An 18,433-nucleotide genomic window follows, 5' to 3' on the forward strand; every position below is an offset into this window, starting at 1 on the left:
TCTCCGATCAGCCTGACCGACGTTATTATTGCTACACCACATGAACCTGCAGATTCTGCTGCACCAGCACATCACCCAGGGTGTTCTCACTGGTCAGCGCCGAGTTGTGGTAGATCTCAAAGACTCTGCCCTCTACCGTGCGCTCGCCAGTCACTTCCCAGATACCGCCGTTGCTGTTTGCCAGGGTGACCTGACTGCCATCCGCGCCTTTGATCATCAAATCGTCACTCTGTTTGTCCGTAATATTGAGTGCCTCATTGAGATCGAGTTTCACGGAGTTGGTGCCGGTTTTACCCAAATCGAGCACTTCAATGTGTTCAACTTTCAGGCCCAGCGCGGTGAGGTCCAGACTGAGGTACTCACCGTTAAGCACAAGTGTATCCGTGCCTGCGCCGCCATCAATATGGGTAAAGTTAAGGTCACTGACCGTCACGGTATCCGCGCCGCTGCTGCCGGTAACCGACGCCCCTTCTGCCGTCGTGCCATCAGCCAGCGTAATCACTACGCCGCCGATGGTATAGCCCGCCTCCTCTGCCGGTGCCGCTGCCACCGCGGTGTCACTCGCTGTGGCGGTTTCACTGCTGACCGGCGTTACGGTATCCGCTTCGGTAATCAGCGTCGAGGTCACTGCGACATGGGCGCTGTTATCGTCGCTGCTGGTGCTCGTATTGTGCTGCGTTTCCGTGCTGGCACTGGCGACCGTGGCGCTGTCATCCGCTATTGAGAACAGCGCAAGCGACTCGGATGCCGCCAGCGTGACCGGCAGCACAGCACCCAGCAACAGCGTGTTTGTGGTGGTGTAACTGTTACCGGCTGCGTCGGTAATCGAAACTTTTGCCAGCGTACTCAGCGACAGCAGCAGGCCACCCACCGACAGCAGTGACGGTGAGAAGTTAACCGCATAACGCCCCAGCGCATCGGTTGTGGTGTTCAGCGTCGGACCGTTGTTGCCGTTGGCCAGAAGCAACGTTACGCTGACTTTTGAGCCCTGCGCGGCATTCAGCGATCCGCCCTGCACCACCAGACCGCTGAGCAGAGAACCCACAATGCTGAGTACAGGATCAACACCCACCAGCGGCTGATTATGCGACAACGCGGTAAAGCTGCTGGTACTGGTCGCGGTGTTGCCACCAATATCCGCCACCGTCACGGTCAGCGGATGGCTGCCGTCCGGAATGCCTTTCAGCGTCGCTGATGGCACGCTGATGCTCCATGCGCCGTTCGCACCGATGGTGGTGGTGAGGATGTTGCCCGCCACGTTCACCGTTACCGTGCCACCCGCCGCGTTAGTGCTGGTTCCTCTGATGGTCTCAGGGGCATTGGCCTCTGAGATGTTGAGGTAGCCATCGCCACCAAAGAAGCTGTTCACGCTGACCGTCGGCGTGGTGTGACTCACTACGCCCAGCGACGCCGAAGTGGAACCACTGGTACCTGCACCGTTGATGACGCTGGCGGTGACAGTCTGTAGTCCATCTGCAATGGCGGCGAGGTTAGCTGCCGGAACAGAGAGACTCCAGTTGCCATTGCTGCTCACGGTAGTGCTGTATGTCTGCCCACCCAGCGTCACCCGCACCGCCGATCCCTCAGCATTGCTGGCGGTACCTGAGATAGTCTGTGCGGTTTTTACATCCACCGCGCTCAACGCACCGTCTCCAAACAGTGAGGTAATGGCGACCACTGGCGTCGACTGGCTGATGGCGTTCAGCGTTCCACTGCTGTTCACCACATTTCCGTAGGCATCGGTGCCAGTGACCGTCACGGTTTTAATGCCGTCAGTGATCAAGGCAAGGTCCGCTTTTGGCACGCTGATGCTCCAGTTGCCGCCACTCACTACTTTGGTGGTATAGGTCTGGCCATTCAGTGTGGCGCTGACGACAGAACCCGCTGAAAGGCTGGAGGTCCCGCTCAGGGTCTGGCTGGAAGCCAGATCCAGGGCGCTCAGCACACCGTCGCCAAACACCGTATTCACTGTCAGGGTTGGCTGGACCAGTCCCAGGGAGACGCCCGCGCTGGTGCTGCTGACGTTACCGACCGTGTCGGTGACAGACGCACTGACGGTGAAGTTACCGTTAAGCAGCGTCGAGAGCACCGCTGGCGAGATGGCAGTAGAGAACGTACCGTCGGCGTTGACCTGCGCGGTGACGTTGGTACTGCCAATCGCCAGCCTGACGCTGCTGCCCGCCGCCAGCCCGGAGACGGTGCCGCTGATAGTCTGCGTGACCAGCGATTCCGCCACGTTAAGCACGCCGTCACCAAACAGCGGATTGAGCGTCACTTTCGGCAGATTGTGAATACCCACCAGCGCCCCGGCAGTGGTGCTGGTGGTGTTACCGGCGCTGTCGGTGACACTGAATCCGACCGTCAGGTTACCATCGGCAATCCCCTGCAGCAGCGCAGGCGTCAGCGAGACGGTAAAGTTGCCATTCGCATCCGTTGCCGTCACAAACTGCTGTGCGCCCACCGACACCACCACACGCGACCCCGTTTCCGCACCGCCCACGACGCCGCTGATGATCTGCGTCGACAGCGCATCTGCCACGTTCAGCAGACCGTCGCCGAACAGCGGATTCACCGTGATGGTCGGCAGCAGCGTATCGACGCGGACACCGGCGCTGGTGCTGGCGGTATTGCCCGCTGCATCCGTGACCGAAGCCCCTACCGTCACGTTGCCCTGTGCCAGCGTGCCCAGAATATCCGGCGTTACCGTGGTGCTGAAGGCGCCGCCCGCACCCACGGTAGCGCTGAGCTGGCTGTTGCCCACCGAGAGTGTGACCACACTGCCCTGCGCAACGTTATTTACCACGCCGCTGATCACCTGTCCGGTGGCGATATCGGCCAGATTCAGTACCCCATCACCAAACAGTGACGTCAGCGAAATGGACGGTGTCTGGGTAAAGATACCAATTGAGGCGCTGTTAGAGGCAACGTTACCCACGGCATCCCTGACACTGACGCCCAGCGTCAGATTGCCATCCAGCAGTGAAGTCAGATCGCTGCCCGGCAGGTTAACGCTCCACCTTCCGCCCGCCTGCACCGTTGTACTGTACGTCTTGCTGCCAAAGGTCACAGTCACCTGTGAACCTGCAGCTGCATTGCTGATGACGCCACCGACCAGCTGTCCGGCTGCGGCTTCTGCAATGTTCAGCAGGTTATCGCCGCCAAACAAGCCGGTGAGCGGACCAACGACCGGCACCGCATCGACAATCGCCGTAGCGGTTTCACCCACCGTGCGGGTGTTGCCTGCGGCATCCGTCAGGGTGACGTCAATATCCAGCTGACCATCGGTGAGCAGACCCAGTACCGACGGTGGCACCACGATAGCCCATTTACCATCCTGACCCACTGAGGCAGAGAGCGTGGTCCCGCCCAGCACCACGGAAACTGTGGCACCGACGCCCGCGGAGAGTGCGGTCCCGGAGATCGTCTGCGCGACGGTGGTATCCAGCGCACTGAGCGTGCCGTCGCCGAACACCGAATCAACCACCAGCGTCAGCGCACTGTTGACCACTTTATTGACCGTTAGCGTGGCGTCGGTCTGGTTGCCTGCAAGGTCATTGATCCGCACGCCAAACACCAGCGCGCCGTCATTGAGGCTCGACAGGACGTTCGGCGCAAGATCGATGCTCCAGCGTCCGTCAGCCCCCACCGTCGCGGTGGCGATCGGGGCGGCATCGCCCAGATAGAGGCTGATGGTCTGGCCTTCGGCTCCCTGCGCGCTACCGGTCAGCACCTGACCGAGCACCAGGTCTGCGGCGTTGACCACGTTGTCGCCGAGGAATGCGTCCACCAGTACCAGTGGCGCGGCGGTATCGACCGTCACTGTCTGGGTAGCCGCCCCCACGTTGCCGGCGGCATCCGTCAGCTGCGCGGTGATTGGCGTGGTGCCATCGGTAAGTGCCTGCATTGCGCTGGCAGGAACGGTAGCAAACCAGGTGCCGTTGGTTTGCACCACCGCGTTGTAGGTCTGGCCATTGAAGGTCACAACGACCGTGCGGCCAGCCTCAGCGATATCGGCGGTGCCGGTAATCGCCTGGCTTAGGGTGCTTTCATTGCCATTAACCTGGTTATCACCCGCAAAGGTATTGATCGACAGGGTTGGTGCAGTCAGATCGATCAGCACGTTACCGCTGGTCGTCACCGGTGTTGTGCCATCTGTGGCCGTCACGGTGATGCCGACGCTGCCGTCCGCATTGCCAAAGGCGGTGACGGGCAAGGCCCCGGTCGACCAGTTGCCCGACGCATCCAGCGTGGTGGTGTAGGGAACACTATTGATCACCACCTCCACTGACCCGTTCGCGCCGAGGTTAGCCGAAGTACCACTTACCGCTACCCCACCCGCCACATCCTGGGTGCTGATAATGTTGTCGCCCGAGACTGTGTCCAGCGTTACCAGCGGGCCTGGTGGTGGCGTCAGATCGACGGTCAGCGAGACAGGCACGGTTGCGGTATTGCCAGCCAGATCGGTCACTGCCAGCGTCAGCGTGGTCGATGGCGTAAAGGTGGCCATCTGCTCTGGCGTCAGCGTCACGCTCCAGTTGCCGTTACCGTCAACAATTGCGGTGCCAAGGATGGTGGTATTCAGCGAAACCGTGACGACAGAACCGGTTTCTGCGCCGGTCGTGGTGCCGCTGAGTATCTGCGGCTGAATGCTCTCGGCGTAGTTAACGACGTTGTCGCCAGTGAAGTCGGTAAAGCTAAGCACCGGCGGGGTTTTGTCGAGCACCAGCGAACTGGTAATGGTGGTGCTGTTGCCCGCTGCATCGGTTGCTGTCACGCTGACCGGATAGGTGGCATCCGGCAGTGCTGAAAGCTGCGCCTGAGTCAGGGGCACCGTCCAGTTGCCATTCGCATCCACTGTTGCGGTATAGGTCGTGCCGTCAAGCGTGAGCCCCACCGTCTGATTCGCGCCCACCTCACCGGTGGTGCCGCTCAGGGTAATGCCCGCGGCAACATCGCTACTGTTTACATAGCTGCCGAGGAATTCCGGATTGACTGCAGGCTGTGGCGCGGTGAGATCAGCGGTGAATGGCAGTTGCGCTGATGCGCTATTGCCCGCTGCATCCACCACGTTGACCGTCAGCGTCTGCGGCCCGCTACCCAGTGAACTCAGGGCATCCGGCGGAATGTTTACGGTCCAGTTACCGTCGCCATCCACTGAGCCAGAATAGCGACTGCCGTTAACATCGACGGTGATGCTGACCGCCTGATTCGCCCCCACACTGCCGGTGGTGCCGGTCAGGGTCACGCCTGCCGCCGCTTCACTGATGTTCAGCAGATTATCTCCGCCAAATGCACCAGGGTTAAAGCCGGGTACCGGCACGGCCACTTCGGTGACCACATTCAGCGCCGTGTTATCGCTGTTACCCGCGATGTCGATTGCGGTCACGGTAATAGTGTGAGTGCCGCTGGTGAACGTGGCCAGCTGCGCTGGCGACAGGGCCAAAGACCAGCTGCCGTCGGTCTGCACCGTTGCAGCCAGCGGCTGATCATTATTGAAGCCGGAGATCAGGACCGATACAGTCTGACCGGCACCGCTAATGCCGGTGGTACCCGTCAGGATCTGTTCCGTTCCCGCCTCGGCAGCGTTCAGCGCACCGTCACCAAACGGCAGATTCAGGGTGACATCCGGCAGCGAGTTAATCGCCACCAGCACCGTACCGCCGAAGCTTCCGGTGTTGCCGTTCACATCGGTGACGGTCACCGTCACCGGCCAGTTGCCATCCGGCAGTGACTGCAATACAGCAGGTGGCAGGTCCAGTGACCAGCGGGAACCATCCTGACTGAGCGTTGCGGAATAAACAGTCCCATTGAGCGTGACGGTGACCCCCGCTGCGTTATCAACATTCACCGCACCGGTAAGCGATCCCCCTGCGGCCGCCTCTGCGGCGTTAATCCGCCCATCAATAAAGGGTGTATCCAGCGAGGGGTCAGCAATCGGTGTAATCGCAGAGATAAATGTTTTGGTCGCCTCGGTCGTGTTTCCTGCCCGATCCGTGGTTGTGAGGGTCAGGGTATGTTCCCCGCTCCCCAGGCTGGCGATTACCTCTGGCGTCAGGCTGGCCGTCCAGTTGCCACTGGCATCGACCGTGACGGATAACGGGATAGCGTCATCACCTGCCGTGACGCTCAGCGTCTGACCCGCCACGACGGTGGAGGTGCCGGTAACCTGCTGAACCGAGGCGGCTTCACTGATATTAATGACGTTGTCGCCGAACTGCGTAACAGCAAAGTCAGCGGAAACCGGTGGGGTTTGCAGGATCTCAACGCCTGCAGTGGCCTGCGCCGGATTTCCGGCAGCATCAACAGCAGTGACCACCACCTGTGTCAGTCCATCGTCAAGGCCTGTGAGCGCACCCGATGCCAGGTTCAGCGTCCAGCTGCCGCTGACATCCGTGGTGGTGCTGAACGTCAGCCCGCCAAGAGCGATGTTTACTACACTGCCTTCCGGCAGGTTGGTACTGTCACCACTCAGCGTTATCGGGCCTTCGGTTTCTGCCAGACTGAGCAGCGAATCGCCAAACGGTGTGTTCAGGGTCAGCGCTGGCAGGGTGTTAAACGCCACATCCAGTGAGGTGGTGGTGTCCGTGGTGATATTGCCCGCCGCGTCAGTGACAGAAACGATGATCGCATTGGGGCCATCCGCCAGTTGTTGCACGTCGGCCGTCGGAACAGTAATTGTCCAGTTTCCGTCGGCATCTGCCGTGGCGGTGTAGCTGACATTATTCAGCGTTACCGTCACGGGTATTGCGCCCGTGGTGGTGCCGCTGATGGTGAGATCCTGCAGCGACTCCGACAGGTTAAGGGTGTCGCCCGCACTGACCGTAATATCCGTCAGCACAGGGCGTGTGGTAATAAAATCAACCTCCTTCGTGGCGGTTGCCGGATTACCCGCGACATCCGTTGCGCTGACGGTAAAGGTCTGGCTGCTACCTGGCACCACATCGGCAAAGGCCGTGGACGGTACATTCACCGTCCAGATGCCGTTCGCATCGAGAGTGGTCGTCGTCGTGTAATCCGTGCCGCTCAATGACACCGTTACGACAGTACCCGCTGCCAGCAGCGTGCTGCTGCCGCTGACCGCAACCTCTGCAGTGGACTCGGTGGCATTGATCACATCGTCACCGGCGACCACGTTCATGGTCAGCGTCGGCTGAACCTGCGCGCTGGCCAGCACAACCAGACTGCCACTGGCACTGGCCGGGTTACCAGAGGCATCGGTTGCCACCACCTGCACCAGTTGATCGCCATCCGGCAGATTACCCAGCGCGGCGGCCGGAACGGTTACCGCCCAGCTGCCATTCGCGGTCACCGTGCCGCTGTACTGCAGGCCGTTCAGCGTCACCGCCACCAGCTGGCCCTCAGCCAGATTGGTGCTGGTGCCGCCGATGCTCAGATCCTGCTGCGACTCGGCCTGGTTAAGGAAGTTATCCTCACTGAGCGTCCCGAGGGTCAGGGTCGGCAGATTCAGACTGTCAGCATCGCGCGTCAGTGTGGTCTGAACCGCAACCGCCGGGTTGCCCGCTGCATCGGTCATTGAGACAACAACCGGGTAGGTGTTGTCCGCCAGCCCCTGCACAACGCTGGCAGGCAGCGTCACCTGCCAGGTGCCGTCAGAGAGCACCAGAGTGGTGTAATCGACATTCTGGAAACTGACCGTCACTGTCTGCCCGGCATCCGCCACCGTTGCCGACCCACTGATGGCGACCGCTTCCAGTACCTCCAGGGAATTGATGATGTTATCGCCGCCGATGGGGTTGACGCTCAATACCGGCGGTGTGAGATCAACGGTGACGGCGCTGGTCAGCAGACCGCTGTTACCGGCCGCATCGCTGGCATTGACCACCAGGGTATTGATCCCCTCGTCCAGCGTCTGCACCTGCGCAGGTGTTAAATTCAGCGTCCAGTTGCCCTGCGCATCCACCGTGGCCGGGTAATCATTCCCGCCTAGCGTCACGGTGACGGTCTGGCCGTCGCCCGGCACACCGGTGCTGCCGGTCAGTGTCTGGCCGACACCCTGCTCAGCCAGATTCAGATAACCATCACCAAACGGGGTGTTTATGCTGACCGACAATGCCCCGGTTGCCACGGTGATTTCACGCGTTTCCGTGACCGGGTTACCCGCCGCATCACTGACTGTCACAGTCAGGATGTAAGCGCCGGCCTGAATACCGGCCAGCGAACCGGCAGGCAGTGTCAGGCTCCAGTCGCCCTCCTGGGTAACGGTAGCCGTCCAGAGCTGATTGTTCAGGGTAATCGTGACCTGCTGCCCGGCTTCAGCATTGCTGCTGCCGCTGAGGACAATCGGAGCGAGGCTTTCGGCGATATTAACGCTGTTATCGCCCGCAACGGCGTTCAGGGTCAGCGTCGGTGGCGTCAGATCCACCGTTACGCTGCCCGGTGTGCTGCCGGTGTTACCCGCCGCATCCTGCACCGTGACGGTATAGCTAATAACATCTTCTGGCAGGTCAGCCAGCGCCGTAGCAGGCACGTTGATCTGCCAGTTGCCGTTGCTGTCGACCGTACCGTTATACGTGACGCCATTCAGCTGCACGCTGACGCGCTGTCCGTCACCTGTTACACCTGTGGTGCCGCTCAGGGTTTGTGCTGTGGCGATCTCGCTGCTGTTGAGCACTCCATCGCCAAAGGCAGAGAGGATTTGTGGTGCCGGCAGAGTGGTCGCCAGTACGTTAAGCGTCGCCTCACTGCTCAGGGTCGACCCGCCGCTGTCTGTCGCGGTGACGGTCACGGTGTAAGGCCCATCGGCGAGCGCCGTGAGTGCCTCAGCCGGCACGATCGCACTCCAGCGGCCAGTGGCCGAGACCTGCGCGGTATAGCTGATGTTGTTAAACAGCAGCGTCACCGTACTGCCCTCAGGCACATTCACCGAGGTGCCGGTCACGATCAGCGACTGACCCAGCTCCTGTGCATTCAGGTAGTTGTCCTGGCTGATGGCGTCCATCGCCAGGCCAGAGGCGTTGCTGTTCACGTCAAAGTTGAGATCACGGCTAGTGGTGTTGCCTGCCACATCGCTGACCGCCACAGTGAAACTGGCGCTACCGTCATTAATGGCCGCCAGCGCACCGGCTGGCACGGTCAGGCTCCACGCGCCGCTCGCCTGCACGGTGGCGCTGTAAACCGTCCCCTCAATGTTCACAGTGACCAGCTGGCCCGCTTCAACATTGGTGGTGGTGCCCGAGAGACGCTGATCGGTGAGGCGTTCCGCGCCATCAACCACGTTGTTACCAGCAAACGCATCCAGCGTCAGGGTTGGCAGTGTGCCGGGTTCCACTTTCAGCGCCAGGTCACGGCTGGTGGTGGTGGCATTGCCTGCCGCATCGCTGGCGGTCACGGTCAGTGGATAGCTACCGTTGCCCAGCCCGGTGTAAACCGTGGCAGGCAATGCCAGCGACCAGCTGCCATTAACGTCAGCGGTGGTGCTCAGCGTGGTGCCGTTGAAGCTGGCCACAATCAGCGCGTTTGCTTCGCTGCTGCCGGTCAGCGTGAGCGGCTGCTGACTTTCGGCAGCATTGATAATGCCATCGGATGGCGTGATGAAGTTCAGCACCGGAGGCACGGTATCCACCACAATGTTGCCATTCGCCTGGCTGGTGTTGCCTGCTACATCACTGACAACCACGGTGTAAGGCGCATTGCCCTGTGGCAGCGCAGCCAGAATATCGGCCGGAACCGCGACCTGCCAGTTGCCCGTGGCATCCACCGTACCGCTGTAGTTACTGCCGCCCAGCGTCACAACGACCGTCTGGCCGTCACCGGTTACGCCGGTGCTGCCGGTGATCACGCCACCTGCCGAGGCTTCCTCACCGTTGAGAATGCCATCATTGAATGCCACACCGGGAGTGGCCACTGGCAATGCGCTGGCGACAATCGTCAGCGTGGCGTCACTGGTCGCAAACTCTGTTCCGTTAGCGTCGCTGGCGGTGACCGTGATGATTTGCGGGCCATCCGCAGTGCCGGTAAAGGTGCCAGCCGGTAAGGTGAGGCTCCAGCTTCCCTCTGCCGCCACGGTGACACTGACCGGCGTCCCATTAGCCACGACGGTGACAATGCTGCCGTCCGGCAGACCACTGGTGCTGCCGCTCACGACGATGGCGCCATTCACTTCCTGTGCATTGAGGTAGTTGTCGTCGCTAATCGGTGCCAGCGCAATCGACGGCAGGGTGTTGTCCACGCTGAAGTTAAGCGGGCTGCTGGCCGTATTACCCACGACGTTAATCACACTGACGTTCAGTGTCTGATTACCCTCCCCCAATTCAGCCAGTGCACCTGCAGGCAGAATGATACTCCAGTTGCCACTGGCCGCGACCACGCCACTGTATTCGGTGCCATTCAGAGAGATGATGACCTGCTGGCCCGCTTCAACATTGCTGCTGCTGCCGCGGACCGTAATCGGCTGTAGCTGCTCTGCCGCCGTCACGATGCCATCACCGGCAAAGGTGCTGCTATCTATGGTCAGCGCAGGCTGTATCTCCGGCGAGGTAGCCACATTCAGATCAATCACCTGGCTGCTCTGATTACCGTTCGCACTGGTTTCCGTCACCGTTACCAGATTACTGCCTGACGGCAGTGCTGCTAGCGCTTCAGAGGCGATCTGCAGCGTCCACTGTCCATTTACGCCAACCGTGGTGCTGTAAATCTGGTCATTAAGCTGGACCGTGACAATATCGCCATTCTGACCGCTGCCACTGACGACCAGCGGCTCCGCCAGTTCACCTGTGTTCAGCGCATTGTCGCCGCTGATCGGTGCGACCACCAGCGGAGGCGGCGTTGTGGCAACTGTCAGCGCACTGTTCTGGCTGTTGCTGTTCCCCGCCTCGTCGGTGACGGTGATCACCACGGGATAGCTGATGCCGTTAGTCAGACCGGCCAGTGCCGCTGGCGGCACAGCCAGCGTCCAGTTTCCGCCCGCCTCAACGGTGCCTGTGTAGGTGACGCCATTCAGCGTGACACTCACGCTGTCGCCTTCAGTGCCTGCACCGCTGAAACTGAAGCCGTTGGCCTGTTCTGCAATGTTCAGCACGCCATCGCCAGCAGGCGTATCAAAGCTGAAGTCGGGTGGCGTGGTATCCACGGTAACCGGGAATGGCGTGGTGGCGACGTTGCCGCTCAGAGTCGTGACAGTCACGTTAAGATCGTAACGACCCTCTGGCAGCAGTTGCAGACTGGCAGCAGGCACGGTAGCCGTCCAGCTGCCGTCGGCGGCAACTACTGCCTCATAGGTCTGGTTATTCAGTACAAGGCTGACGCTGCCGCCGGGCGCAACGGTGCCGCTCAGGTTCAAATCCGTGGTCGTTTCAGTCGCATTGATAATGCCATCGATGGCAATCGGATTAACGGTCAGCGCGGGTAAGCCGGTATCAACAATCAGCGGTTCACTGATGCTGGTGCTGTTACCTGCCACATCGCTTACCGTCACGGTAACCGGATTGCTGCCCTGCGGCAGTGCCTGTAGCGCATCTGGCGGCAGCGTGACGCGCCATTCACCATTTGCTGCGACCGTTGCCGGATAACTTATGCCGCCCAGGGTCACGCTGACGGCCTGGCCTGGCTGGACTGAGCCGGTCAGCGTCTGCGCCACGCTGGCTTCATCCGTGTTGAGAATGCCGTCAGTGAAAGGCGTATTGATTTCCGGGTCTGCCAGCGGCGTAGTCGCCACCAGCAGCGGCTGATTGATCTGCACATCACCCGAAGAGACGGTAACCGTGGTGTTACCCTGCGGCAGATTTACCAGGTCAGCAGCGGGCACCGTCAGGGTCCAGCTGCCGTTTATATCGGTTGTGGTGGTGTAAACCGTGCCGTTGGGTTCCAGCGTCACGCTGATCGGACTGTTAGCCGGCAGGTTTGCCGAGCCGCCACTTACAGTGAGATCACTCTGTGCTTCCAGCCCATTCAGCGCATTGTCACCACTGATCGGGGTCACCGACAGCGACGGTTCGGGTAAGATAACCACGCTGAATTGCCCTTCAGCAGGCAGCGCCGGGTTACCGGCCTGATCAGTAATCGCTACGGTAAAGGTTTTTTCGCCCAAACCGCCCAGCGATCCGGCGGGCAGCGTCACACTCCAGCTACCGTTCGCCAGTACCTCACCGTCGTAAGACTGCCCGTTAATGGTCAATAATACCGGCGAACCGGCCGGTACGCCGGTGACATTGCCGGTGACCAGAATGTCGCTGAGCTGTTCCGCGCTATCGACCTGATTGTCGCTGGTGACGGGATCAATGGTCAGGGCGGGTGACGTGGCCGCCAGCACGGTAACGCTGGTCAACTGTGTGGTGGTGTTGCCATACGCATCGCTGATGGCAACGTTGATCGGATAGATCTCATCGCCCAGCTGGCTGACAATCGCGGCGGGAACCGTTACGCTCCACGCGCCGTTGGTATCCACGGTGGCGGTGTAGGTTTCATTATTGAACGTTACCGTGACCGTATCGCCCTGCGCACCGCCACGCCCGTCGAGAGTGAGATCCTGGGTGTGCTCAGCGATATTGATATAACCATCGCTGCCCGGCGTGGAGACTTCCAGCAGCGGCGGCGTGGTGGCGAAAATCAAGGGACTGCCGGTTTGTGTGGTGTTGCCATCGGCGTCCGTCGCCACCACCGTTACGGTCTGGGTGCCATTCGGCACATTCGCCAGATCAGAGGCAGGAATATTGACGCTCCAGTTGCCACCCTGCGCCACCACGGCGCTGTAAGTCACGTTATTCAGCGTGACGCGAATGATGTCGCCTTCGTCGCCAGTGCCGCTGACGATCAATGGCTGCTGCGCATCGCTGTTGTTGATCGCGCCATCATTAGTGAGATCGTTGATCGTCAGAGCCGGTACGGACGTGGCGACCCGCAAAGACGTATCCTGCGAGCTGCTGTTACCGGCCGGATCGGTCACCGTAACCGTTACCGGATAAGTCTGATTGGTCAGCGGGCCCAGATCGGCAACCGGAACGGAAGCACTCCAGGTTCCGTTTTCATCAACAACGGCGTTATAGGTCTTGCCGTTTAACCCCACCGTTACGGTGTCGCCCGTGGTGCCGGTGCCGCTGATCAGCAACGGCTGAGTCAGTTCGTTGCTGGTCAGAACCCCATCACCGCCCGGTGCGGTCACGGCCGCAACCGGAAGTTGTGTGTTGACTAACAGCGGTTGCGTCTGGGTGGCGATGTTCCCGCTGGCGTCGGTCAGCGTGACGGTCAGCGTATAGCTGCTGCCATCAGACAATGCCTGCAATGCTGCTGGCGGCAAATCAACCGTCCAGTTGCCCTGCTCATCGACTGTGGCGCTGTAACTCTGGTTGTTCAGCGAAACAGAAACCCGCTCGCCCGGCAGTGCACCTGAACCACTGATCGGCACACCCGCCGTCACTTCACTGCTGTTGAGAATGCCATCGCCACCTGCGACCTCAGCCACAATCAGCGTCGGTGGCAGCGTGTCGACGCTGAAATTCACCGTCTGGTCCGCGCGGTTGCCCGCCTCGTCAATGGCGGTAATGATCAGGCTGTTAGCGCCCTGCGCCAGTAAAGCGAGATCGCTGGCAGGCACTGGCAGGCTCCAGCTGCCGTCGGCATTGACAGTGGTGCTGTAAGTTTTGCCGTTAAGTTCCACTTCAACCTGCTGGCCCGCGACGGCCTTGCCGGTGCTGCCGCCGATCAGCAGATCGCTATCCGCGTCCGTCCGGTTGAGAACACCATCGGTGATCGCACTCTCGTCCAGCGTGATTTGCGGCAGCGCAGAGGCGACCACATTCAGCGGAGCGGAGGCGGTCAGCAGCGTATTGCTGGCATCGACGGTCGTCACTGAAATCTGTTTCACACCGTCGGTGATATCGGTGAGTGCACTTGCCGGAACGGTGACGCTCCAGACGCCATTGCTGCTCACCACTGCGCTGTAATTACCGCCGTTAAAATTAAGCTGCACCGTCTGGCCTGGATTAACACCCACCGCCGAACCGCTGATGATCAGATCGCTGCTCAGCTCCTGCAAATTGAGGAAGCCATCCGCGCTGACCGGTTCATTGATTGAGACGATGCCAGGTTCGCCTGCTGCTGGCGCGACGTTAATGTCACGGGTGTCAGTGGCCACAGCACCGGCTACCGTCGTGACGCTAACCGCAATGGCGGTGCTGCCCGCTGCCAGTGCGCTGAGCGCTGCAGACGGGATCTGTGTACTCCAGCTGCCATCAGGATTGACCGTGGCACTGTAATTCTGACCGCCCAGGGTGATGGTGACCGTCTGGCCCGCCTCCACATTGCTGGTGGTGCCGGAGAGCGTCTGATCCAGGGCTTTTTCGCTGTTATCCACCAGATCGTCACCGGCGAACAGGGCAATAGCCACTGTCGGCGTTTCCAGTTGCGCCGGGGTATCCACCACAATCGCCCGATCTTCGCTGGCGATTATGCCCGCCTGACTGGAAACCGTGGCCGCGATAGTTGCACTGCCCGCCGCCAGTGCTGCCAGTGCGCTGGCTGGGACATTCAGGCTCCAGCTGCCATCCGCGCCGACCGTGGCGCTGTAAGTCTGGTCGCCCAGCGTGACTGTGACGATTTGACCCACCTCGACATTGGTACTGCTGCCGCTCAGCAACTGGTCGCTGGTTTTCTCATCGTTGCTCAGGACGTCATCACCGGCGAACTGATTGATGATGAGGGTGGGCTGGCCCGGCTCAGTCACCGGTGGCTCGACGGTGATCGCCAGCGTGTCGCTAACGCTGGTGCCCGCTGCGTTGCTGACCGTCACCACCAGCGAGGCAGATCCTGCGGCCAGCGCACCGAGTGCATCGGCCGGAATCGCGATATTCCAGCTGCCGTCAGGATTGACCGTGCCGCTGTAGCGCTCTCCGCCCAGGGTTACGGTCACAACCTGGCCCGCTTCGATGTTGGTGGTGCTGCCTGAGACCGCCTGAGCCTCCAGCTTCTCATCGTTGCTCAGGATGTTGTCTTCAGCGAAGGCATTGACGGTTAACGTTGGGGCATTCGGTGAAGTGCCCGCTGACGCCACCAGGAAGTCACGGGTTTCACTGACGGCTGCGCCGAGCGTATCGGTGACTGTAGCGTTCAGGGTCGTGCTACCGGCGGCCAGCGCCGCCAGCGAACTGGCTGGGATCGAGACGCTCCAGTTGCCATCCGCGCCAACCGTGGCGGTAAAGGTCTCACCATTCAGGGTGATAGTGACCTGCTGGCCCTCAGCAATATTGGTGGTGGTGCCGCTCAGCAGCTGATCGGTGGCTTTCTCGCTGTTGCTGAGGATATCGTCACCGGCAAAGGCGTTGATGGTTACGGTGGCTTCACCCGGCTGCGTCGCCGGGGCTTCGACGGTGATCGACTCCGAAGTTGTCGCGGTGTCGCCCGCCGCATTGCTGACCGAGGCGGTCAGGGTAGTGGTGCCTGCTGCCAGTGCGTTCAGCGCGGCGGATGGCACGGTGACGCTCCAGCTGCCGTCACCCTGCACGCTGGCGCTGTAGGTCTGACCACCGAGGGTCACGGTGACGATCTGTCCGGCTTCAACGTTGGTGACCGTGCCGCTGACAGGCTGATCGGACGCTTTCTCGGCGTTGCTCAGGTCGTTATCGCCAGCAAATTCATTCAGGGTCAGCGCCGGCACGCCCGGCTCAGTCACAGGTGCCTCAACCGAGATATCGCGGGTTTCGCCTGCGCTCACACCATCGACGTTGCTGACGGTGGCGCTGATGACATTGGATCCCGCAGGCAGGTTGCCCAGCGCACCAGCCGGAACAGTCACGCTCCAGTTACCACTGCCATCCACGATGCCAGCGTAAGTCTGGCCACCAAAGGTGATCGTGACCGTCTGGCCCGCTTCGACGTTGGTGGTGGTGCCAGAAAGCGTCTGGGCGGTCCCTTTTTCGTCGTTGCTGAGGATGTCATCCCCGGCAAATTCATTGATGGTAACGGTCGGTTCGCCCGGTTGCGTCACCGGCGCTTCCACGCTGATGGGCAGGCTGCTGGTCACGGTGTTACCGGCCGCATTGCTGACCGAAACCGTCAGTGTCGTTTCACCTGCCGCCAGTGCGCTCAGGGCCGCTGAGGGTAGCGTGATGCTCCAGTTGCCCTGCGCATCTACGCTGCCGCTGTACGTCTGACCGCCCAGCGTGACCGTCACAACCTGACCCGGTTCGATATTGCTGGTGCTGCCGGTCACCGTCTGATCGGTGGTTTTCTCTGCGTTGCTCAGCTGGTTGTCACCGGTAAATTCATCCACCGTGACCGCAGGCGGACCCGTAACGACAGGCGTATCGACGCTGATTGCGCGGTTTTCACTGGCTTCAATGCCAGCCTGATTAGTGACGACCGCAGAAATCGCAAGTGAACCGGCATTGAGCGCATTCAGCGCCGCAGGTGAGAGCGTGACGCTCCAGTTGCCCTGCGCATCCACGACTGCGCTGAAGGTCTGATTGCCCAGCGTGATGGTGACAACCTGACCCGCTTCCACATTGCTGGTGGAGCCGCTCAGCAGCTGATCGGTGGCTTTCTCGCTGTTGCTGAGGACATCATCACCGGCAAACTGATTGATGGTGATAACCGGCGTTCCCGGCTCGGTCAGGGGCGGCTCGACGTTAAAGGTCAGGCTGCCACTGGCGGCGGTGCCTGCCTGGTTAGTGACGGTTGCTGTGAGGGTGGCGTTGCCGGTGGCCAGCGCGCTCAGCGCATCCACAGGCACAGTAATACTCCAGCTTCCGTCCGCGGCTACGCTACTGCTGTAGCTCTGACCGCCCAGTGTCACGGTGACCACCTGCCCGGCTTCAACGTTACTGGTGCTGCCGGACAGCGTTTGTGGCGTTGTTTTTTCGCTGTTATCCAGCAGGTTGTCGCCGGCAAAGGGATTCAGACTGATAACCGGTGTCGCGGGTGTACCGGGATCGGCGGCAGCGACGGTAACCGGCAGGCTGCCCGTAGCGCCTGTGCCCACCGCGTTACTGACGCTGACGTCGATGGTGGTGGTGCCTGCGGGAAGTCCCGCCAGCGCGGCGGCAGGGATCGTAACGCTCCAGCTGCCATCGGTGCCGACTGTGGTGTTGTAGGTCTGTCCGCCCAGCGTAACCGTGACAATCTGACCGGCTTCGACATTGCTGGTCGTGCCGCTCAGCACCTGATCGGTCGTTTTTTCCGCATTATCCAGCACATTATCGCCAGCGAAGGCATTCAGGGTAATGGCAGGTGTCCCGGGTGTGACCGGTGTTCCCGGATCGGTGCCACCGGCGTTGCCGCCGCCGTTACCTCCACCCCCTCCGCCACCGCCGCCGATGCCCACTGCCAGTCCGGCTAAACCGAGCACACCCAGACCGCCTGCGGTGATGACGCCCATTGACGTATTGGCGTTATCCGCCAGCAGCAGCGGCTCTACGCTGTCGAGTGATTCATAGGTCGGTGTGATCGAACGGGAAGCGAGTTCAGCCCCTTCTGCGGTCTGCGGGAAAAGTGCATGTTCCGGTGGATTGACGCCATCATCGAACACCAGTTCGCTGTGCTGACCATCGGCGTCATCAAGAAAGAATTTTTGGTAGCGTACTGTGCTGCCGTCACGCATTTTCAGCACCAGATCGTTACCCTGGCGCTCAAACTGCGTCACCATGTCTCGCGTGCCGCTGATACGTACAACGCTGGGTTCGGTGAGGTTAATGGACTGTGATGAACCGCCAGTGGTCTGTGAGAGGAGTGTACCGTTTTCGCGCGAGATGATATCTACACGGCTCTGTGTGAGTTCTGCCATTTATAACCTCTGTTACACCAGATTAGCTAATATACTGAATCCTTAAACATAAATTTATTTTATGCTTAAAGTCTTCACGCATCATTTCACCTTCTGAGATGAAGAAGGTGTCTTAACCTGGCGCAGGTAAAAATGGCGAAACTAAGCCGCGTCACTAACGCACATAAAATAGGCGCGCAGCGGTATTATTATTAGTTTTTGAGTGTTTTAAGCTGTACAGACTTTCACACAACATAAAGGTTGTGACTGATTAACTTTTAGCGTAACCATGTTAAAAATCAATTTCAATGTACAGATTTGGTTATGATTAAAACATTATTACATTAGCCATAACCGAAAATTCGTTTTCAGGTAATGCGCTTTGTCTTTGTTTTTTCATGTCAATTTATTGCTGACTGTTTCCATAAATGATGCGATGAGGCTTAAAACCACTGCGTCATTAACGTGAGGGCCATGACAGGAATTTTTTTAATTGTGTGATTCAGTCAGCATTTACAGGTGGTGCTGTTTTGCGTTTTTAACAGCAAGCCCTTGAAAAAAGGCAGGGAAATTTGAGTTAAGTACTCCCGGGTGAGCGGTGGTCATACCAGGAAAGTTCTGGAAAAAATTTGCGATGCAACAAAAGTCGGTAAACTGCCGGTTTTGCCATTTATGCGATGTGACTGCACCACTTTTGACAAGAGGCGCAACGGCCACTGACTC

General features: G+C 60.0%; 1 protein-coding gene. It reads right to left on the reverse strand.

Going from position 1 to position 18,433, the window contains the following annotated elements; all coding sequences use genetic code 11:
* Positions 1-31: 31 nt before the first annotated feature.
* Complete coding sequence (locus Q7C21_RS01755; protein ID WP_375150312.1) at positions 32-17,731, reverse strand: Ig-like domain-containing protein; 17,700 nt, start codon at positions 17,729-17,731, stop codon at positions 32-34.
* Positions 17,732-18,433 lie beyond the last annotated feature (702 nt).

The sequence above is a fragment of the Pantoea sp. ANP04 genome (genome assembly GCF_041982285.1).
GTDB classification, from domain to species: domain Bacteria; phylum Pseudomonadota; class Gammaproteobacteria; order Enterobacterales; family Enterobacteriaceae; genus Pantoea; species Pantoea eucalypti.